Below are 21,586 nucleotides of genomic sequence, written 5' to 3'. Positions count from 1 at the left end.
TGAACCGTTCGATGTGACTTTGTTCATGCCGAACACTTTAATTAGTAATAGAAAATGACTGAAAAAGAAACCACGAAGAGTTCTTTGGAACGTACCCTTGATTTGACGATTTCGGCTCAACAATTGCAAGCCGACACCGAAACGATCCTTAAGCGTCGTGCTAAGACGGCTAAGGCTCACGGTTTCCGCCCGGGTAAGGTTCCGATGAAGATGGTCCGCGAAATGTACGGTGCTCAAGCCTACATGGACGCTATGAATCACTTGATCGGCCAAGCTTATGAAAAGGCTGTTGAGGAAGCCGGTTTGAAGGTTGCTGGTGCTCCTGAAATCACCCCGAAGGGCGAAATCAAGGACGGTGAAGATCCGAAATTTACGGCTACGGTTGAAGTTTTCCCGGAAGTTGAAGTGCCGGATTTGAAGGACGTGGAACTCAAGCGTTTCGTCTGTGAAGTCACTGACACCGAAGTTGAAAAGACGCTCGAAATCATGCGTAAGCAACGTGCAACCTATGAAGTGGAAGAAAACGGTGTTGCCGCTGAAGAAAAGCGCGTGACGATTAACTTTGTCGGTAAACTCGACGGCACGCCTTTTGAAGGCGGTACGGCCAACGGTTTCGCTTTTGTGATCGGCGCCGGTCAAATGCTCCCTGACTTTGAAAAGGGTGTGACCGGAATGAAGACCGGTGAAAAGAAGACCTTTGAAATGACGTTCCCGGCTGACTATGTTGAAAAGCTTGCCGGTAAGACCGTTGAATTCGAAGTCGAACTTACCAAGGTTGAAGTAGCCAAGTTGCCTGAAATTGACGATGAATTCGCCAAGAAACTTGGCATCAATGACGGTGTTGCCAAGATGCGCGAAGAAATCGCCGCTAACTTGAAGCGCGAAGTCAAGGCTCGTATCACCCAACAAACCAAAGACGGTGTTATGAATGCTTTGAATGACGCTTGCCACTTTGACCTCCCGAAGGCTTTGGTTGCTGAAGAACAACAAGCCTTGGCCCGTGGCTTTGAACAAAATATGACCGCTCGCGGTATGGATCCGAAGCAACACAAGATCCCGCTTGAAATGTTCAAGGAACAAGCTGAACGTCGCGTTCGTTTGGGCTTGTTGGTGAACGCCTTGGTTGAAAAAGAAAAGTTGACGCCGACCAAGGAAGAAGTGGAAGCTCACGTTGCCGATTTGGCCGCCAGCTACGAAGATCCGGAAGAAGTCAAGAAGTGGTTCACGAGCGACGCTCGCCGCATGTCCGATGCACAAGCCTATGTCTTGGAAAACAAGATCACCGAATGGGCTTTGAGCAAGGGCAAGACCACTGAAGAAAAGGTCGAATTCGACAAGTTGATGGGTGGTCTCTAATCAGATCTCCGATAAAAGGATGAATGCTATGGCGATGACTTATGCAGACATGAATCTCGTGCCCACTGTTGTTGAACAAAGTGGACGTGGGGAACGTGCTTTTGACATTTTTTCCCGTTTGTTGCGCGACCGTGTGGTGTTTCTTACCGGTCCGGTGACAACCGAGAGTGCCAATTTAGTCATCGCTCAGCTTTTATTCTTAGAAAGTGAAGATCCGGAAAAAGATATTTCGCTTTACATCAACAGTCCCGGTGGCAGTGTCTACGCCGGTATGGGTATTTACGACACAATGCAATTCATCAAACCTGATGTGAGCACGATTTGTGTCGGGATGGCGGCCAGTATGGGAGCGTTCCTCTTGGCTGCCGGTGCCAAAGGCAAGCGTTTTGCTTTGCCCAATTCCCGTATCATGATTCACCAACCTTCCGGCGGTTCTCAGGGTATGGCCAGTGATATTGAAATTCAAGCCAAAGAAATTTTGGATTTGAAACTCACCCTCAATACCATTTTGGCTGAACGCACCGGTCAGTCTATTGAGACCATTGCTCGAGACACTGATCGTGATAATTACATGAATCCGATTCAAGCCAAACAATACGGTATCATTGATGAGATTTATGTCAAACGCGGACAAATGTTGAAGTAAACGAAACTTCGTACCGTTTCAACAGGGGAGGCGTTGTCCTCCCTTTTCTTAATTAGGGATATCAATGTCGGACAAACAAAATCGTTGCGCTTTTTGTGGTCGTGGTGAAAGTGAAGTCGAACACATGGTAACTGCCAATGGCGTTAGCATTTGTTCGGATTGTGCTCGTATGGCGCTCGAGTCGATGACGGGAGAGACAGCCTCTGCCGTTGCCGCTTCAGACACGGAGCCGCAAGAAAGTTTTCTCAATAAACCGCTGCCTAAGCCCAAGGAAATTTTTGATCGTTTAGACCAATACGTTATTGGACAAGATCGTGCTAAACGAATTCTTTCTGTCGCGGTTTATAACCACTACAAACGATTGAGACACTTGAGCGATAAAACAACGGACGTTGAATTAGCCAAGAGTAATATCTTGCTCATTGGTCCGACCGGCTCCGGTAAAACGCTTTTTGCGCAAACCCTCGCAAAAATGCTTGATGTCCCCTTTGCTATTGCCGATGCAACAACTTTGACAGAAGCCGGTTATGTCGGCGAAGACGTCGAAAATGTTGTACTTAAGCTTCTTCAGGCAGCTGACGGAGATATTGAAAAAGCCCAACGAGGCATTATTTATCTCGATGAATTGGATAAGATTGCCCGTAAAAGTGAAAATCCTTCAATTACCCGTGATGTTTCCGGTGAAGGTGTTCAGCAGGCTTTATTGAAACTCATTGAAGGCACTCAAGCCAATCTGCCTCAGCAAGGTGGCAGAAAGAACCCCGGCAAAGCCATGGTGACCGTGGATACGACTAATATCCTTTTCATTTGCGGTGGTGCTTTTGACGGACTCGATAAGATTATTCAACGTCGAGGTGAACGTGCCGGAATTGGCTTTGCCGCTCAATTAAAGAGCAAGAACGAAAAGTCGCTCACTGAGCTTTTTGCTCAAGTCGAGCCGACGGATTTGGTCAAGTATGGTCTGATTCCGGAACTGGTGGGCCGTTTGCCAGTGATTGCTTCTTTAGAGGAACTCACGGAAGAAGCTTTGATCAGCATTCTCGTTAAACCCAAGAATGCGCTGATCAAGCAATTTGAAGCGTTATTTGCAATGGAAGGCGTCAAGCTTACTGTAACGGAAGAAGCTCTTGTAGCCATTGCTAAGAAAGCAATCAAACGTAAAACAGGCGCTCGCGGCTTAAGAAGCATTGTCGAAGGTGTCCTCACGGATGTGATGTATGAAGTCCCGAGTTTAGGGGATGTCAAAGAAGTGGTCGTTGATGAGCGCGTGATCAATGAATCTGCTAAACCGACTTATATCCGCTGATGACAGAACTTTTATACCTTTTTGAAGATTCAACAGAATGTACGGCAAGTGTTTTGTCCTGTCTGCCGACCGGTGATGGTCTGTATGCTGTAGCACTTGACCGTACAATTTTTCATCCACAAGGTGGCGGTCAGCCTTCCGATATCGGAACAATTAATAACGTTTCAGTTGTTAAAGTTGTGCACACACCTGAAGCTGTTTTGCATATAACTGACCGTGAAGTTGCCGGAGAAGTTGTTCTCAAAGTTAATTCAGAGAAACGCCATTTGCACTCAAGATTGCATTCAGCAGGGCATATTGTCGGCCTGGTCGGCGATCAATTAGGTTGGCACGCAACCCGCGGCAATCATTTCCCGGGTGAAGCTCGGGTGATATTCGAACCGCACGTCCCGGCATCCGTGGAATTGGTTGATTGTGTTCAGTTTCAGGCACAGGTTAATCAAATTATCACTCAAGCCTTTGTGAGAGTTTTAAACGAAAATAACGGAATCCGCACTGTGACTTGGGGCGATCTGCCTGCCTATCCCTGTGGTGGAACCCATGTCAAAACTTTAAACGAAATTGGTCAAGTTGAAATCAAGAAAATTAAGTTGAAAAAAGGTCAAATCACGGTTTCGTATGCGTTAATCTGAAAATATTGCTCAAACGAACCTAATTTGTATCTGTTTGTCTTTGTCTGATTACAAACCTAATTAAAACTGTTACTCTCGCTTTTATAAATAATGTTGTACAGGGCCGTCTGGGGTTGAAATTTTGATTTTCGTCCCCATATACGCCCTGTAATAGTCTCTATGGTATAGAAATCGATGACAACTAAATCTAAAAAGAAACAAGCAGTTTTGCCTGTTCTTCCTCTGCGCGATATGGTGATTTTCCCCGGATGCATCCAACCGGTTTATGCCGGTCGTGCAATGAGTCTGGCGGCCATTCAAGCCATGGGTGAAGGGGATCAGATTGTTATTTTGACTCAGAAAAAGCCCGACGTGAATGAGCCGAAAGCGGAGGATCTGTTTGATGTGGGTGTGGTTGCTCGTGTTTTGCAACGCATCACGCTTCAAGACGGTTCCGTAAAGCTTTTGATTAATGCGTTATATCGTGTGAAGGTTCAATGGCTTGATTTTTCACAAGCCTACATTAGCGCCATGGTCGAACCGATGGTCACTGTTCGTCCAGAGCAGCCTCTTGAAGAGGAAGCCTGGCTGAAGGCGTTGATGACGGCCTTTACTAACTTTACGCAGGTCAATACGGCTTTACCCAAAGATCTGATTAATCTTCTGAAGAATAAGAACTCTTTGGAAGAAACGCTTGATGTTGCCAGCCATTATTTGGATATTTCTGCTTCGCAACGTCAGGAATTGCTTGAAGAGCCAGACTTGATTCATCGTGTTGAAAAGGTTTTGGCTCGTGTGAGCGAACTCATTGACAAAGTACAGATTGAAGAGAAGATTCAACGTCAAGTCAAGCGTCAAATGGATCGCAATCAACGTGAGTATTACCTCAACGAACAGATGAAAGCGATTCAGAAAGAATTGGGTCGCGGCGAAGAAGATATGGTCGATATCGACCAATATGCAGAAAAAATCGCTAAAAGCGGCATGAGTGATGAAGCTCGGGAAAAATGCGAAAGTGAGTTAAAGAAACTTCGTATGATGCCGGCCATGTCCGCAGAAGCTACGGTTGTTCGTGGTTATTTGGATACGCTTTTGGCCTTGCCTTGGACCAAAAAGAGTCGCGTCAGCAAGAATATCAAGGAAGCTAGTGATATTCTCGAGGCTGATCACTATGGTTTAGAGAAAGTCAAAGAGCGCATTCTTGAGTATCTGGCTGTTCAGTCTCGAGTTGATAAGGTCAAAGCGCCTATTCTTTGCTTAGTCGGTGCTCCCGGTGTTGGTAAAACCAGTTTAGGTCAGTCCATCGCTAGGGCAACGAATCGTAAGTTCGTCCGTATGGCTTTGGGCGGTGTTCGTGATGAAGCTGAAATTCGTGGTCATAGACGCACTTATATCGGCTCTATGCCCGGGAAAATTATTCAAAGCATCACGAAAGCCGGTGTTCGCAATCCGCTCTTTTTGCTCGATGAAGTAGACAAAATGGGGATGGATAGCCGTGGGGATCCCGCCAGTGCTCTGTTGGAGGTTTTGGATCCTGAACAAAACAATACCTTCCAGGATCACTATGTCGAGGTTGATTACGATCTTTCCGATGTAATGTTTGTCGCAACGAGCAACTCGCTCAATATTCCTCAAGCGTTGCTCGATCGTATGGAAGTGATTTACCTGTCCGGCTACACGGAAGATGAAAAACTCAACATTGCCAAGCGTCATCTGATACCAAAACAGATGAAGTTAAATGGTCTGAAAGATAAAGAACTTCAGATTGAAGATGAGGCGATTTTAGACATTATCCGTTATTACACGCGTGAAGCGGGGGTACGTGGTCTTGAACGTGAAATCAGCAAGATTTGTCGTAAGACGGTTAAAAATGCATTGATTGCACAGGCAGCTACGCCCAAAAAACGTGGAGCGAAGAAAAAGACAATCGATACGGTGGTCGTTAATTCTTCGAATATCGGCGACTATCTGGGTGTTAAACGCTTCAGTATCGGTTTGGCTCAGAAAGAGCCGCAGATTGGTCAGGTTAACGGGTTGGCTTGGACTGAAGTCGGAGGGGACTTGCTTCAAATTGAAGCGGCTGTGTTCCCCGGTAAGGGGCAGGTGCAACGTACGGGCAGCCTTGGTGATGTCATGAAAGAGTCAGTTGAAGCTGCGCGCAGTGTGGTGCGAGCCCGTGCCGATAGTCTTGGACTTGATTCGGACATTTTCGGCAAGACCGATTGGCATTTACACTTCCCGGAAGGTGCAACACCGAAGGATGGACCGAGTGCCGGTGGGGCAATTACGACAGCCATGGTTTCTGCCTTGACTAAGATTCCGGTGCGTCCCGACGTGGCCATGACCGGTGAAATCACGCTTCATGGTGAGATTTTGGAAATCGGCGGCTTGAAAGAAAAGCTTTTGGCAGCGCTCAGAGCCGGTGTAAAGACCGTTTTGATTCCTAAAGACAATGTGAAGGATCTGCAAGAGATTCCAGATAATGTCAAGAACGGTCTGGAAATTATTCCGGTGAAGTGGATTGATGAGATTTTGCCGATTGCGTTGGTGAAAAATCCGATGAAACGCTTTGATGAATTAACCAGCGAAGTGAAAACGGATGTCATCAAACACTCTGTTTTAGGTAGTCAAACGGGATCTGCCGCATCATAACGGAAGCTAGTTTGGTTGGGTGCAAAAGGAGTTCAAATCGGACTCCTTTTGTATCTTTGGCCTGTATATGTGAAAAAAGTTTGTTTGGCCCTTGAATTAAGGACTTTTGTAGTGTAATATGCGGGTTTCTGTTTGAGAGTTGTGGGTGCTTAGCTCAGCTGGTAGAGCGGCGCCCTTACAAGGCGTAGGTCAGGAGTTCGAACCTCTTAGCACCCACCACAACTTCAAGCGATTGTAGGTCGACGGAGTGGTAGTTCAGTTGGTTAGAATATCGGCCTGTCACGCCGAGGGTCGCGGGTTCGAGTCCCGTCCACTCCGCCAAGCTTTCTGAAAGCGAGTAGACTTCTCAATTGCACGAAATCAAACAGGTGGAACAATCCGTCCGATAGTGGAGTGGTAGTTCAGTTGGTTAGAATATCGGCCTGTCACGCCGAGGGTCGCGGGTTCGAGTCCCGTCCACTCCGCCAACGCTGATTGTTCATTGATGCCTCTTCGGTTTTGGAGTGGTAGTTCAGTTGGTTAGAATATCGGCCTGTCACGCCGAGGGTCGCGGGTTCGAGTCCCGTCCACTCCGCCAACGATCACCGAAGTTCGCATCGAGCCTCTACGGTTCGGAGTGGTAGTTCAGTTGGTTAGAATATCGGCCTGTCACGCCGAGGGTCGCGGGTTCGAGTCCCGTCCACTCCGCCAGTCTTCTTTCTCTTACCCACATCCTTCTTTCCTGCTGTTTTTCGTAAACTTTTGTTCTTTCTTCGAGCGGTTGCGCCTTGTAATTGCTAGAATTAACGCATTTTTGCGATTCTGTGATCGCATTCCAATTTTTATTTCATTTAGGGATTGAGAAATGCTTCAGGCTTTTCGTACACACAAGCGCTGGATGATGTTTATCGCCATGATTTTCATTATTCCTTCGTTCGTTGTCACGGGTATTTATAGTTATAACCGTATGTCAGATTCTGAAAACGATTTGGCAACCGTTGGTGACACTTCTATCACGATGATGGATTTTGATAACGCCAAACGTCAGTATTTGGATAATTTCCGTCGTCAAATGGGGCAAAGTTTCAAGCCCAATATGCTTGATACGGCTGAGGCACGTGCTTCTATCTTGGCCGCCTTGATCAGCGATCGAGCGATCTCTCTTGAAATCGCCAGTGAATATATGAATGTTGGCGAAGCCGATGCCATTAATTTGGTTAAACAGGCTCCCGCCTTCCAACGCGACGGTAAATTCTCCACCGAAGCCTATCAACAATTTTTAAACAGCATGGGTAAGTCCGATGAACAGTTCGTGCTTGAGCTTCGTCGCGACCTCACGCGTCAAATGCTCTTGTCAGCTGTTTCCCAGACAACTCAGGCAAGCAATACGGTTGCTCAACGCATTCATGATCTTTTAACAGAAGAACGAACCATCCGTACTTTTGAAATTAAGCCGACCGCTTTCTTAAAGAGTGTTTCGGTAACCGATGCTGAAGCACAGAGCTACTACGATCAGAATAAGTCACTCTTTGCTGTTCCTGAAAGTGTGGATATCGAATACGTTGTCTTGTCTCCGGAGAGCTATAAAAACATTAAAGCCAGTGAAGATGACATCAAAACGTTCTACGAACAAAATCTTCAACGCTTCTCGACCCCCGAAGAGCGTCGTGCCAGCCATATCTTAATTGCTGTCAATAACGAAAAAACGGATGCTGACGCCAAAAAAGAAGCCGATGAAATCTATAAGCAATTGCAAGCCGATCCTTCCAAATTTGCTCAACTTGCCAAGTCCAAGTCGGCTGACCCCGGCAGCGCTCGTCAAGGCGGTGATTTAGGCTTTTTCCAAAAAGGCATGATGGTTCCCGAATTTGATAATGCCGTCTTTAGCGGCAAGAAGGGGGATTTGGTTGCTCCGGTTAAGACCCAATTTGGCTATCACATCATCAAGATTGTCGATGTCAAGCCTGCTCAAGCGAAGCCTTTGAAGGAAGTTCGTGGTGAAATTGAAGCACTCTATCAGCAACAGGCTGCTATTCGCGCCTTTGCTGAAGACGCTGAAAACTTCTCCAATATGGTCTATGAACAAAGTGAATCGCTTCAACCTGTGGCAGAACGTTTTGGTTTAAAGATTCAAACGGTTAAGAATGTCACGCGAGATTTTGAAGACCAACTCATCAACCCGAATGTCATTGAAGCCCTTTACGGCTTTGATGTGTTGGAAGATAAACGCAATTCAAATGCTATTGAAGTGGCTTCCAATACCTTATTGTCTGCACGCGTGACGGCGCATCACAAGCAGACCGTGAAGACTTTTGATGAAGTCAAGGGTGACATTGTCGCCACGTTGAAGAATCAGAAGGCAACGGAAGCCGCTCGTGCTCAAGGATCGGCTGATATTGCAAAGCTTTTGGATAAAAAGTCCGCCAGCGGCAAGTTTGGCGACAAGACGGTTATCTCTCGTGAGCGTCCGGGTGCTTACGCTTATGAAGTGGTGACAGCGGCCTTGCGACCTGATGCCAATAAGCTTCCGACCTACACCGGCGTTCAAACGCAGGACGGTTCTTACTTCGTCATCGAAGTTCAAAGCTCTAAGAAGATTGAGGCTTCTCCTGAACAATTGGCAATGCGTAAAGCTGAATTGGCTCAGCTTTACAGTAACCCTGAACAGGCTGCCTTTATCAGCGGCTTAGAAACGAAGTTCGGTACACAAATCCTTAAGGACGAATATAAGCCCGGTTATCAACCCACGGATGAAGATGTCGCTCCTTAACTTTTAATGGTCAGTCTGCCTTAGGCGGCAGACTGACAAATAAGGTAAAAATAATCCCCAAATCCTTTTAGGAAATGGGGATTTTTAATGGGTTTTAAATTGCTTTATTAAGCTTCTTCTGAACCCATCGTGCGGGCGATGGCTTCACCCGGGCCGTCTTCATCTAAGATGAACTCACTTTCGTCGTAAGGATCAACCAGATCATCCGGATTGCCGCCCCAACGCAGAATTTCAAGAGCGCGTGCAGCGCGATCACAAATATCCATCGCAACAATACCGGTATTTCTTGCTCGAACGGCTTCGCCATGTAACCAAACGGCACCTAAAGTGGCACTGACCAAATCAAACTTTTGAGCAAAGAAAGAACCGATCATGCCGGCCAATACATCGCCGGAACCGGCCGTGGCAAGGCAGGCGTTGCCGGTCGGATTGATCCACGAGCGCGAACTTCTGAGTGTTACCACCGTGCCGGTTCCCTTCAGAACGGTAATCGCTCCGGTTTGTAACGATAATTCTCGAGCGCTCGTTACGCGATCGGCTTGAATGCTCTTAACATCACGATGCAGCATTCGGGCCGCTTCACCCGGGTGAGGCGTGATGACAGTGTGTGCCTTTCGAGCAAGCACTTCATCTTCAAGTGACTGATCTTCAGAGATCATCGTAAGAGCGTCGGCGTCAATGATTAAAGGAACATTAGAGCGAACGGCAGCAATTAAACGATCTTTGGCTTTTTGACTGAATCCCATTCCACAGCCGACAACAATGGCGTCGGCATTGGAAAAATCGACGGGTTCATCGGTGATCATTAATTCCGGTTGCATCGGATCGTAAAGCGGTGCGTTAGGTGCCATTAATTCGACGGTAACGCTGCCTGCGCCAAGCTTCAAGGCTGAACGAGCGGCTAAAAGTGCGGCGCCGACTTTACCTTTGTCTCCGCCGATTACCACACAGTGACCGTATGTTCCCTTATGAGAGTGATATTTACGTAACTCCAGAATGTGTTTGAAGTCATCCGTATCGATCAGACTTAAAGAAGAAAGGGGAACGGATACATCCAATTCGGATAACGTGACCATGCCGCTTGCGTCTTTACCGTCATTCATAAAGCAACCAGCTTTGGCACTGATCAGATTAAGGGTCATATCGGCCACACATCCTTTGATGCCCCCGACCCAATTGCCTTTTTCTGCATCAATGCCAGTTGGAACGTCAATGGCCATATGAAGCGCTTGTCTTTCATTAAACCAAAGCGCAGCATCAATGTAGTCACCCGAAATTGCCTTGGTGATACCGACACCCAACATAGCATCGACCACTACGTCAGCCTTGGGAGCCATATAAGGATCATCAATGACTTCGCCGCCTTTTTCTAACCAATGGTTATAGGCTCGTAAGGCATCTTGGGTTTTTGGCTTCTTGCCGCCGACAGCGACACAAATGACATGATGGCCGCGGCTCTTTAAATGTACTGCTGCCGTGTAACCGTCACCGCCGTTGTTGCCTTGACCGCAAAGAATAACAATGGTGCTTGCTGCATCGCATTGATCATCAATCCAGTTGGCAGCCACGAATCCGGCGCGATCCATCAAAGTGCCTTCCGGCAACACATGACTTAAACGGGTTTCTAATTCACCCAATTCTTCTAAATTTAAAAGCGTGGTCGACATTGTCTGAGCCGCTCCCTATTTTCCACCAAATAAACGATGACATTTTAATCAATAGAGGGGAAAATTTTCGAAGATTAACCGCGTTGTGACAAGCAATTTGATAATTAGCTTTCAGTAAAGTTAAAAAAGTCAGGCGAAATGCTCGGTAAGCGTTAATTTAATTGGGTTGATTCTTATAATAATTCGATTAAGTCTTTTTTCCTTTTCTTCATCAAGAAGATTTTTCAGGGGATTTTATTCGCCATGTCTAACACCGCATCGATGTTTACTTTGATGGCCAGCAGTGCGCTGTCTGATTTTCGTGCCGCACGACTTTTGAAGCGAATTCGTGAAGTCGCTCCGGCTGCTCAAGGTGTATCAGCCCGTTTTGTACACTTTGTGCATGCACAAAAAGCATTATCAGAAGATGAAAGCGCCCGTTTACAGGCGCTTTTGCATTATGGGTTTGATAGCGAGGATGTCAAAGCGGATGCGACCTTCATGGTTATCCCACGCTTGGGTACGATCAGTCCCTGGGCCAGTAAAGCTACCGATATCGCCCACAATTGCGGTTTAGATGTCATTGCGCGCATCGAACGCGGTACGCTCTATAACATTGACTTCAACGGTCAAATCCCTGAAGAGTCTATTTTGGCTCAAGTCGCAGGTGTCTTACACGACCGCATGACCGAAAGTGTGGTTCAGGCCGATTTTGATGCATCCAAACTCTTTTTGGAATTACCCGGCAAACCGATGGTGACGGTCGACCTGTTAAAAGAAGGCAGACAGGCCCTTGCCGACGCCAACCTTTCCATGGGTTTGGCGATGAGTGAAGATGAAATTGATTACCTGACCGAAGCATTTACGAAAGCCAAACGCAATCCCACGGATGTGGAATTGATGATGTTTGCCCAGGCCAATTCAGAACACTGCCGCCATAAGATTTTTAACGCGAAGTGGACAATTGACGGAAAGGATCAAGACACCACCTTGTTTGGCATGATTCGCGAAACGCACAAGGCGCATCCCCAAGGAACCATTGTGGCGTATTCAGACAATGCCGCTATTTTTGAAGGCGCCAAAGTGCCGCGTCTCTACCCGAGAACACCGGAAGGTGAAGCTTTCGGTCGTGTGTTTACTGAAGAAGAGGAACTGACTCATACGGTCTTTAAGGTTGAAACCCACAACCACCCGACAGCTATTTCTCCGTTCCCTGGAGCCTCTACCGGTTCCGGCGGTGAAATCCGTGACGAAGGTGCAACCGGTCGCGGTGCTCGTCCCAAAGCCGGTCTTTGCGGTTTTACCGTTTCTTCTTTGCAGTTACCTGAAGCTCCTCAAGGTTGGGAAAACGACAAGGACGTGACAAATGCAGCCGATCATACGGACAAAAAGTATGGTAAACCGGGTCGCATCGCCAGTCCGTTGTCGATTATGATCGATGGGCCATTGGGTGGAGCTGCTTTTAATAACGAATTCGGTCGCCCCAATGTTTTAGGCTACTTCCGTGTTTTTGAAAATAACACAGGAGGAACACGCTACGGTTACCACAAGCCCATCATGTTAGCGGGTGGCATCGGCAACATCCGCAATGACCAAACACATAAAACAAGTTTGCCCCCGGGAACGCTTTTGATCAGTCTCGGCGGTCCGGGCATGCGAATTGGTTTGGGCGGCGGCGCTGCGAGTTCCATGACCACCGGTTCTAACTCTGAAGCCTTGGATTTTGACAGCGTTCAGCGCGGCAACCCCGAAATGGAACGTCGTGCTCAGGAAGTTATTGACCGTTGTTGGGCTAGTGGTGATAAGAATCCGATTTTGGCCATTCACGATGTGGGCGCAGGCGGTCTTTCCAATGCCATGCCCGAATTGGCTGATTTGTCTGGCCATGGTGCCAAGCTTGACTTGACCAAGGTACCCGTTGAGGAAAGCGGTATGAGTCCGCTTGAAATCTGGTGTAACGAAAGTCAGGAACGTTATTCCATCGCGATTGCTCCTGAATCGCTTGAAGTCTTTGATGCAATTTGTAAGCGTGAGCGCTGCCCGTATGCGGTATTGGGTGCCATCAGTGAAGACAACACCTTGGTTGTCGCCCGTGGTGAAACGGAGACACCGGCAGTTGATATGCCGATGGAAGTGCTCTTAGGTAAAGCTCCCCGAATGCATCGCACGGTTGAACACGTTGAACAACACTTGCCTGAGTTTGAAGCCAAAGGTATTGATTTGGCAACTGCCGTTAAGGATGTTTTGCGTCATCCGACTGTCGGTAGCAAGAGTTTCCTGATCACAATTGGTGACCGTACGGTTGGCGGTCTCGTTCATCGTGACCAAATGGTTGGACCATGGCAGGTTCCGGTTGCTGACGCGGCCGTAACAAACATCAGTTTTGTCGGTCATCGCGGCGAGGCGATGAGTATGGGTGAAAGAACCCCGTTGGCCATTGCTGATGCCGCGGCAGCAAGCCGTATGGCTATTGGTGAAGCGGTCACTAACATTGCCAGTGCCGATATTGAATTAGGGTTGGTGAAGCTTTCTGCCAACTGGATGGCTGCCTGTGGCACGAAGGGCGAAGATGCCAAGCTCTTTGATGCAGTTCGTGCGGCCAGTGTCGTTTGCCAAGAAATGGGATTGGCTATTCCTGTGGGTAAAGACAGCCTTTCCATGAAAACAACATGGGAAGATGACGGTGAAAAGAAGACGGTTACTTCACCGGTTTCTTTAATTGTCTCTGCAGCAGCACCTGTTCGTGATGTTCGCTTGAGTTTGACGCCACAGCTTCGTACTGATATCGGTTCTGTTTTAGTGGCCATTGATTTGGGCTGTGGTAAGAACCGCATGGCCGGCTCCATTTTGTCTCAGGTTACTCAGCAATTCGGTTCACAGACGCCTGACTTAGATGATCCGAAGAAGCTGCAAGCCTTTGTGAAGCTGGTTCGTAAGTTAACGCTGGCCGGTTGTGTATTGGCTTATCACGATCGTGCTGACGGTGGTTTGCTGGCTACGGTTGCTGAAATGATGTTTGCCGGTCATACGGGTGTTCGACTTGATCTGACCTCGATGGCTAAGACTTCTCAGGTTGAAGACATTATTCCTGCGCTCTTTAATGAAGAATTGGGAGCGGTGCTTCAGATCCGTGCTGACCGCATCGATGAGGTTCATGCGGCGGTTAAAGATGCAGACTTGGCAGACTGCACGCACTTTGTTGGTGAAGTGACGGATGGAGATGCCCTGGAAATCCATGCCCACGGAGAAAAACTCTTTGAAGAGTCTCGTGGCGAATTGCAAAAAGCATGGACGGAAGTGTCGTGGCAAATTGCCCGCATGCGTGACAATCCTGCCTGCGCGGATCAGGAATACGCCCGCTGCACGATGGAAGATGATACGGGACTTTTTGTACGCACAACATTTGATACCGAAGAAGATGTTGCGGCTCCGTTCATTGCCTCCGGTGCTCGTCCGCGTATTGCGATTTTGCGTGAACAGGGAGTCAACAGTCAGACGGAAATGGCCGCTGCATTTACAAGAGCAGGTTTTGAAGCCATCGATGTTCATATGACCGATCTTTTGTCCGGAAGAAGTGATCTGAAGGATTTTGCCGGTTTGGCCGCTTGCGGCGGATTCTCCTACGGTGATGTTTTAGGCGCCGGTGGCGGTTGGGCAACGACCATTTTGCGTAATCCCAAGATGGTAGAAATGTTCTCAACCTTCTTTAACCGTCCTGATACATTTGCCTTAGGTATTTGTAACGGTTGTCAGATGATGAGTCATCTGCGTAACATTATTCCTGGCGCGAACCATTGGCCGCGGTTTGTTCGCAATGTCAGCGAGCAATTTGAGGCTCGTTTGGTTGAGGTTGAAATCATGAAGAGCCCGTCTATTTTCTTTGACGGAATGGCGGGCAGTATGATGCCGATCGTTAACTCTCACGGTGAAGGTCACGTTCAATGGCTATCGGCTGAGGATGCTAAATTGGCTACTTTGGCTGCTCGCTACGTGGATCCGGCTGGTCGTCCGACGGAACTTTATCCGTTTAATCCAAACGGTTCGCCTGACGGTATTACCGGTGTTACGACACCCGATGGCCGCTTTACGATCATGATGCCGCACCCTGAGCGTACGCACCGTACGGTTCAAATGAGTTGGGCTCCTGATACATTGGGTGAATTCAGTCCGTGGATGAGAATGTTCAGAAACGCAAGAAAGTTTGTCGGTTAAAGTCCGATAACTTCTTAGAGCTTTTCTGAGATCAAGCCTCCGCAACCTCATGGAAACGGAGGCTTTAGTTTTTGAAAGGGTGAAAATGCCATTTGATTTGTGGGTCAGTTTTACAATCGCCGCCGCGGTTTTAGCGGTTGCTCCCGGTCCGGATAATTTATTTGTTTTACTTCAATCGGCCATGTACGGTTCGCGTGCCGGCATTTTTGTCACACTGGGGCTTTGTGTAGGGGTATTTATTCAAACTTTATTGGCAGCTTTCGGAGTTGCTGCCGTTGTGGCCGCTTCGCCCACGCTTTTGATGATTATTCAATTTGCGGGTGCAGCGTATCTGCTTTATCTTGCCTGGGGCGCTTGGAATGCACCGGTTGGCGGTGAAAGCGGAGAGTCCAGTAAAAAATATCCTCGTCTGACCAGTTTCCAGCTTTGGCGTCGTGGTATTTTGATGAATATCACCAATCCTAAGGTGCTGATCTTTTTCTTAGCGTTTTTCCCGCAGTTCATTATTAAAGGATCAACGGAATCTCAAGTAATGGTTCAGATGCTGATTATGGGAATGACATTTTTAGTTTGTACTTTGGTTGTGTTTAGCGCCATTGCCTGGTGCGCCGGAACGTTAGCGGATCGCTTGCGCAGCCCAAAGGTTCAGACTATCCTTAACAAGGTCAGTGCGGTCATTTTTACTGTATTGGCTATCTCGACACTTCTTTGGAAAGCTAATTAAGAGAGGTGAGTCCTATGAACGAAGCCCGAAAGCAAGACTTTATCCTGATCACGCTTTTGGGCGTGGCGCATGGGTTGTCTCACTATTTTCATTTAATCATTCCGCCGCTTTTCCCGTGGATCATGCCTGAATTTGGCACGAGCTTTGCCCAGATGGGGGCGGTGATGACCGTCTTTTTCATCTGCAGTTCGTTGGGGCAGGCCACAAGCGGAGTTCTTGTCGATAAATTCGGCGCTAAAGTGTGTCTGTACGGCGGTGTCACCTTATTGATGATTGCCGGTTTTCTTTTCAGCATCGCTCAAAGCTATTGGTGGTTTTATCCAGTGGCTGCCTGCGCGGGTCTTGGCAATAGTGTTTTCCATCCGACGGATTACTCCATCATGAACCGTTGCATTACCAATGAGCGTTTGCCGTTTGCCTTTTCAATTCACTCCGTTGTTGGCAACATTGGTTGGGCATTGGCGCCGATATTTATGGTGGCGGTCGCAACCTATACGGGAAGTTGGCGTTTAGCCGCGGCGACTGCCGGCATTATGGCTTTGGTTGTGTTGGTGGTTCTTCTTTTTCATAATGCTCTTTTTGACCGGGCATTGGCTCAAGGCAATGGCTTAACACAGGAAGAAAAGCAAAATGATGCCAAAGGGGATGCGGGATTTGCTTTTCTTAAACTTCTGGTTGTTTGGCTCTGCTTTCTCTTCTTTTTCTGCAATTCGTTTGCTCTGGGTATTTTGCAGAATTTCGCTCCGTCCATTTTCAACGCCACCTATCATGTGGGGCTTGAGATCGCGACAGGAGGTTTGACAGCGTACATGATCGGTTCAATCATTGGGGTACTGTCCGGCGCTTACATAGCCAAGGCTTTTAAACGAAGCGATCATGTCATTGCAGCAAGCATGTCGGTTTCGGCTGTGATGGCTATTTTGCTTGCTTGGCAAGGTTTAGGTCCCTGGTGCGTTTTACCCTTAATGGGAATCATGGGCTTAGGGGTCGGTGTTGCCACTCCGTCACGAGACTTGTTGATCCGTGGCGCCTGCATGAAGTTTTTAGGCAGCCACAGTTTTGGTCGCGTTTACGGTTTCACGTATTGCGGAATGGATGTGGGGCAGACACTGGCTCCGCTTGTTGCCGGGCCTTTGCTTGATGCCGGATTTTTCTCGTTGGCGCTTGTGCTTGTGGGCCTATTCCAAACGGGTGCGCTTTTAACGGCACTGGGCGTGGGACAGCAAAAAGAGAAACCCGCCTAAAAAGTGCTGACACAAAAAATGCCCCGAGAAAACGGGGCATTTTTCTGAGAAGTGTTGTCGATTACTTACCGACCTTAATGTTGGCCTTTTGGAACAACTCTTGAATGTTTTGTTGAACCTTCGTTTGAACCAACATGTTCTTGTAGTGATCCTTGCTCTTGCTGTATTCAGGGAAGAGCTGAGCCTTACGAGAATCATCCACACGGATAATGTAATAGCCGCCGTTGGCACGGATAGGCACTTCGGTATAGTCACCGTCATCGAGTGAACGGATCGCCAAACCGATCATTTGCGGGAAATTGGCAGAAGACGTCCAGTTGTCGATCTTGCCACCCTTATCCTTGGTGCTCTTATCCATGGAATACTTCTTAGCCACATCGGCAAACTTATCACCGTCCTTCAAAGCTTCCGTTACCTTCTTGGCGTCTGCTTCGGTCTTAACCGTAATGACGCTGACCTTGTATTCCTTGTCGCCGTATGCCTTCTTTTGTTCTTCGTAGAACTTCTTCACATCAGCGTCTTTAACCGGATTCTTCTTGGCGAAATCCGCGATAAGAGCGTTAATGAGCACGCTGTCACGGGCGTTATTGATTGCATCACGAACTTCGGCACGGTTGGCGAGCTTCTTGCGGTTGGCTTCCTGCAAAAGAACTTCCTTTTGGATGAGCTGGTTGCGAACTTGCATTTCCAATTCAGGCGTTCTCTTTTGACCATTTTTAACGATTTGTTGAATGATCTTTTCTTGAGCTTGAGCAGAAATCGTCTTGCCGTTGACGGTAACAGCGGTCGGTGCCGCCAAAGCCATTGTGGAGGCCAGGGCCAAGGACAAACCGATGACTAAAGCTTTGTGTTGCATAAATATCCTCAATAACAAAAAGAATAATTAATTATGATGGCCTGTATTTTGCGCTTCTTCAGCGTATTTGGCGACATAAAATCCAAGCCCAATTGTAAAAAGAAGTGTCAGACCCAAAAGGCCGAAGAGCTTGAAGTCCACCCAAATATCCATACTGAAAGTATAAGCAACAAAAATATTAATAAAACCGATGGCAATTAAAAAGATGAGGCAAAAGTTCTCAACTTTCTTCCATGCGTGGTCGGGCATGGAAATGCCGGTGAATACTTTTTTAATGTAATCCTTTTTTCCGAAGCGGCCGAAAAGCAGTATGGCAGCAAAAAGCCAATAAAGTAAAGTGGGTTTCCATTGAATAAAGGCCGGATCCTGAAAAGCGATTGTCATTCCGCCAAAAAGCACAACCAAAAGGGTGGAGAAAATAGCCATTTTGGAGGGTTTTTGACCCTTCATATAAATAAAGCCCATCTGAAGAATGCTTGCCACAATGATGACAGCGGTGGCTGTCACAATGGGAATAAGGTCGGCAGCAACCGGAACAATCGGAGCCAGTTCAGATGTATAAGAGCCAGCTACTTTGAAGGTAATGAAAAAGCAGATGACGGGTAGGAGATCAAAAAAGGCCTTCACAATAAATCTTCGGCGTGATTATTAGACCTCAGCACTATACCTCAAACGGCTATAGCTGTCTAAGGCGGCAATATTCCGATACACTTAGGAACTTTCGTACCAAATGTTGTGGATCAAATTGATTACACTAACGTCGATCCTGTTTGAAAGCGAAGGACGACTCCATGAATAAAAAACAAAAATGGCTTGCCGCAGCTGGCATCGTTGTTGTGTGTGCGGTGGGCTTTACATTTTGGCAAAAGGACACGAGTACCCCTATGAATGACGCATCATCCGTTGTACAGAATACAGAAACCGCTCAGAAAGTAGTGACCGTGGAAGGTGTTACGGAATACCGTTTAGCCAATGGTTTGCAGGTTTTGCTTTTTCCGGATTTCAGCAAACCGACCATTACAGTCAATATGACCTATTTGGTGGGCTCACGCCATGAAGGTTATGGCGAAACGGGCATGGCTCACTTACTTGAACACTTGATGTTTAAGGGGTCAAAGAATTATCCGGAACCGACAAAGGAATTTACGCGCCGTGGTTTTAAGATGAACGGTTCCACTTGGCTTGATCGAACCAATTATTTTGTTTCTTTCAATGCCGTTGATGACAATCTTGATTGGGCTCTCGGCTGGAGTGCTGACGCCATGACCAATTCCTTTATCGCTCAAAAGGATTTGGACACGGAAATGACGGTTGTTCGAAACGAATTTGAAATGGGTGAAAATAACCCGGTGAGTGTGCTTTTAAAGCGCATGCAGTCGGTTCTTTTCGATTGGCACAACTATGGCAACAGCACGATTGGAGCCAGAAGCGATATTGAAAATGTGAAAATCGAAAATCTGCAAGCTTTCTATCGCAAATATTATCAACCCGACAATGCCGTGCTGATGGTTTCCGGTAAGTTTGATGAAGCCGATACGCTCAAGAAAATCGAACGCATTTTCGGTGCTATTCCCAAACCCACTCGCATCTTAGAGCCGGAGTGGACAGAAGAACCCATTGCAGACGGTCCTCGCACTTTTGAAATTCGTCGCGCTGGCGAAATGAAAGTTGTTGCTGTCGGCTACAGGATTCCTGCCGCATTGCATCCTGACGCCCAGCTTATTAATTTAGGTGCTGATGTTTTGGGCGATACGCCGCGCGGCCGTTTACATAAAGCGCTAGTCGAAACCGGCCTGGCCACACAAGTCTTTGCTTGGCCGATGCCGGCTCATGATCCGGGTCTGGCGATGTTTGGCGCCATGCTGCCTAAAGACGGTGATGTGGAAAAAGCTCAAAAGATTCTCATCGAAACGGTTGAGTCAACTTTTGATAAAGAACCCTTGCAGGCTGAAGATCTCTCCTTGATGGCTCGAGAAGAAAAAACGCTCTACGAAAGAACTTTTGCCGATCCTGAAACGTTCGGCGTGGATATTTCGGACTTTATTGCTTTGGGGGACTGGCGGCTTTTCTTTATTCATCGTGACAGTTGGGAAAAGATGAAGCCTGAAGATGTGATGCAGGCTTGGAAGCGCTATTTTGTGCGTGATAACCGCGTAGTTGGTACGTTTATTCCTGACAATAAGCCCGAGCGCGCGCAAATGACTCCGGCTCCGACTTTGGATCAAGTTCTCTCTGAGCATAAATTCAAGGAACAGGGCCAGGAAGCTGAAGTCTTTGATTCCAGCCCTGCTAATCTTAACGCACGCACAGAGCGCTTTGCCATCGGAGACGTTAATGTCGCCCTTTTACCGAAAAAGACGCGCGGTGAAACCGTTGTAGTCAGAGCGCAATTCCGTTATGGCAACTACGATTCCCGCAAAGATAAGCGAGCCGTGGCGGCTTTGATGAGTGCCATGCTTGAGCGCGGAACAAAAACCATGAGCCGCGAGGAAATCAATGATGCTTTCACAAAACTTCAGATTGAAGGAGATATCGGACAATTTACGACCACTCGTGAACATTTGGCCGATGCCTTGAAACTGATGGGAGAACTTTGGACGCAATCGTCCATGCCGCAAAAGGATTTTGATGAATTAAAGGCCGAGTTTGCCAATGACGTTCAATCCCGAATGGACGATCCGCGCATTCAAGCCCGTGATGCAATCACCGAGCACTTCAATCACTATCCTAAAGATGATCCGCGTTATCGTCTGACAAGCAAGGAGTTGAAGGAAGCGATTGAGAAGACATCACTTGAAGATGTGAAAAACTACTACGACAAACAGTTCGGAATCGAACGCGGGGAAATCTCTATTGTCGGTGATTTCGATGCCCAAGCTGTCCGCGCTCAACTTGAAGGTTTGTTAAATCAAAAAGCTTCTCAGGTTCCATATGAACGAATCGTTCGTGAGCATTTTGATACGCCTGCCACGCGCATCATTATCGACACACCTGATAAGGAAAATGCAACGATTGTCGCTCGGTTTGATTTCGCTCAGAATAAAAACGACCCGGAGACCGACGCGATGTTGCTTGCCAACTGGATTTTTGGCGGCAGCTCCGGTCTTTCCAATCGCCTAATGCTTCGTCTTCGTCAAAAGGACGGTTTAAGTTACGGCGCCGGCAGCAGTGTTAATATTCCTGCTTTTGGCAATGATGCGAGTTGGACCATGCAGGCTATTTTGGCTCCTCAAAATTTGAGAAAAGCTGAAATTGCCCTGTATGAAGAAATTGACCGCGTTTTGAAGGAAGGCTTTACACAAGAGGAATTGGATGAAGCGAAAAAAGGCTTTATCGAATACCGTGCGGTCAATCGCAGTCAGGATAACCTTATTGCCTATCATTGGGTTCAAATGATGAATGAGGGAGTGGACTGGACAGAAGCCCAGGATCGAGACGAAACGGTGCGCAACTTGACTCTTGAAGAAGTCAACAATGCCTTCCGTAAAATGGTCGATCGCAATGGGTTGACGGTTGTTTTGGCCGGTGACCAGAAAAAGGCAATGACTCAAGAATAAGCCACTTTCCCGGATGCAAAAAAAAAA

The 21,586-nt window shown here is 47.5% G+C and carries 13 protein-coding genes and 5 tRNA genes; 15 read left to right on the top strand and 3 right to left on the bottom strand.

The features are described 5' to 3' along the window. The first annotated feature begins 54 nt into the window (after nucleotides 1-54). The 11 genes from tig (at nucleotide 55) to NW199_RS00355 (ending at nucleotide 9,320) form a co-directional block, all read left to right on the top strand. The gene (gene tig / locus NW199_RS00405) at nucleotides 55-1,356 is read left to right on the top strand and encodes a trigger factor (RefSeq protein ID WP_022473556.1); all 1,302 of its coding nucleotides are present in this window, start codon (nucleotides 55-57) and stop codon (nucleotides 1,354-1,356) included. Between the two features lie 19 nt (nucleotides 1,357-1,375). Continuing rightward, nucleotides 1,376-2,002, top strand: coding sequence for an ATP-dependent Clp endopeptidase proteolytic subunit ClpP (clpP, locus tag NW199_RS00400; protein ID WP_283162560.1), 627 nt, complete (start codon nucleotides 1,376-1,378; stop codon nucleotides 2,000-2,002). Nucleotides 2,003-2,066: 64 nt separating this feature from the next. Then, nucleotides 2,067-3,308 carry an ATP-dependent Clp protease ATP-binding subunit ClpX gene (gene clpX, locus NW199_RS00395; RefSeq protein ID WP_258333249.1) on the top strand — a complete coding sequence of 414 codons (1,242 nt, stop codon included), beginning with the start codon at nucleotides 2,067-2,069 and terminating at the stop codon, nucleotides 3,306-3,308. Beyond that, nucleotides 3,308-3,940: an alanyl-tRNA editing protein gene (locus tag NW199_RS00390; protein ID WP_258333248.1), complete on the top strand. Its 633-nt coding sequence runs from the start codon at nucleotides 3,308-3,310 to the stop codon at nucleotides 3,938-3,940. Before clpX ends, NW199_RS00390 begins: the two co-directional genes overlap by 1 nt. Nucleotides 3,941-4,114: 174 nt before the next feature. Then, complete coding sequence (lon, locus tag NW199_RS00385; RefSeq protein WP_258333247.1) at nucleotides 4,115-6,571, top strand: endopeptidase La; 2,457 nt, start codon at nucleotides 4,115-4,117, stop codon at nucleotides 6,569-6,571. Nucleotides 6,572-6,714: 143 nt separating this feature from the next. Next, nucleotides 6,715-6,790, top strand: a tRNA-Val gene (locus NW199_RS00380). A 25-nt stretch (nucleotides 6,791-6,815) separates the two neighbouring features. Then, nucleotides 6,816-6,892: transfer RNA gene (locus NW199_RS00375), tRNA-Asp, on the top strand. Between the two features lie 69 nt (nucleotides 6,893-6,961). Beyond that, nucleotides 6,962-7,038, top strand: a tRNA-Asp gene (locus NW199_RS00370). Between the two features lie 33 nt (nucleotides 7,039-7,071). Beyond that, a tRNA-Asp gene (locus tag NW199_RS00365) sits at nucleotides 7,072-7,148 on the top strand. Nucleotides 7,149-7,184: 36 nt separating this feature from the next. Continuing rightward, nucleotides 7,185-7,261, top strand: a tRNA-Asp gene (locus tag NW199_RS00360). 154 nt (nucleotides 7,262-7,415) lie between these two features. Next, nucleotides 7,416-9,320, top strand: a complete 1,905-nt coding sequence (locus tag NW199_RS00355) for a SurA N-terminal domain-containing protein (RefSeq protein WP_258333246.1) — start codon at nucleotides 7,416-7,418, stop codon at nucleotides 9,318-9,320. A gap of 107 nt (nucleotides 9,321-9,427) precedes the next feature. Here the strand turns inward: NW199_RS00355 and NW199_RS00350 are convergent, their stop codons facing one another. After that, complete coding sequence (locus NW199_RS00350; RefSeq protein WP_258333245.1) at nucleotides 9,428-10,987, bottom strand: NAD(P)H-hydrate dehydratase; 1,560 nt, start codon at nucleotides 10,985-10,987, stop codon at nucleotides 9,428-9,430. 243 nt (nucleotides 10,988-11,230) lie between these two features. On the opposite strand from NW199_RS00350, the gene purL reads away from it, so the two are divergent. From purL to NW199_RS00335, 3 genes are all read left to right on the top strand, one after another. Next, nucleotides 11,231-15,178: a phosphoribosylformylglycinamidine synthase gene (purL, locus tag NW199_RS00345; protein WP_258333244.1), complete on the top strand. Its 3,948-nt coding sequence runs from the start codon at nucleotides 11,231-11,233 to the stop codon at nucleotides 15,176-15,178. Between the two features lie 85 nt (nucleotides 15,179-15,263). Continuing rightward, nucleotides 15,264-15,902 (top strand): LysE family translocator, encoded by a 639-nt coding sequence (locus NW199_RS00340; RefSeq protein ID WP_258333243.1) that lies wholly within the window; start codon nucleotides 15,264-15,266, stop codon nucleotides 15,900-15,902. Nucleotides 15,903-15,916: 14 nt separating this feature from the next. Continuing rightward, on the top strand, nucleotides 15,917-17,146 hold the full coding sequence (locus NW199_RS00335; protein ID WP_249092301.1) for an MFS transporter: 1,230 nt from the start codon (nucleotides 15,917-15,919) through the stop codon (nucleotides 17,144-17,146). A gap of 61 nt (nucleotides 17,147-17,207) precedes the next feature. Here the strand turns inward: NW199_RS00335 and NW199_RS00330 are convergent, their stop codons facing one another. Then, entirely contained in the window at nucleotides 17,208-18,002 is a 795-nt protein-coding gene (locus NW199_RS00330; RefSeq protein WP_022472734.1) for a peptidylprolyl isomerase, read from the bottom strand. A gap of 27 nt (nucleotides 18,003-18,029) precedes the next feature. After that, nucleotides 18,030-18,629, bottom strand: coding sequence for a septation protein A (locus NW199_RS00325; protein WP_258333242.1), 600 nt, complete (start codon nucleotides 18,627-18,629; stop codon nucleotides 18,030-18,032). 257 nt (nucleotides 18,630-18,886) lie between these two features. Between NW199_RS00325 and NW199_RS00320 the strand changes: the two genes are divergently transcribed. Then, on the top strand, nucleotides 18,887-21,559 hold the full coding sequence (locus NW199_RS00320; RefSeq protein WP_444964436.1) for a M16 family metallopeptidase: 2,673 nt from the start codon (nucleotides 18,887-18,889) through the stop codon (nucleotides 21,557-21,559). The last annotated feature ends 27 nt before the right edge of the window (nucleotides 21,560-21,586 follow it).

Source organism: Parasutterella secunda, from assembly GCF_024733725.1.
In the GTDB taxonomy this organism is placed as follows: domain Bacteria; phylum Pseudomonadota; class Gammaproteobacteria; order Burkholderiales; family Burkholderiaceae_F; genus Aphodousia; species Aphodousia faecalis.
The sequence above is the reverse complement of the archived record's forward strand: the minus strand, read 5'-3'. Positions and strand labels throughout refer to the sequence as shown.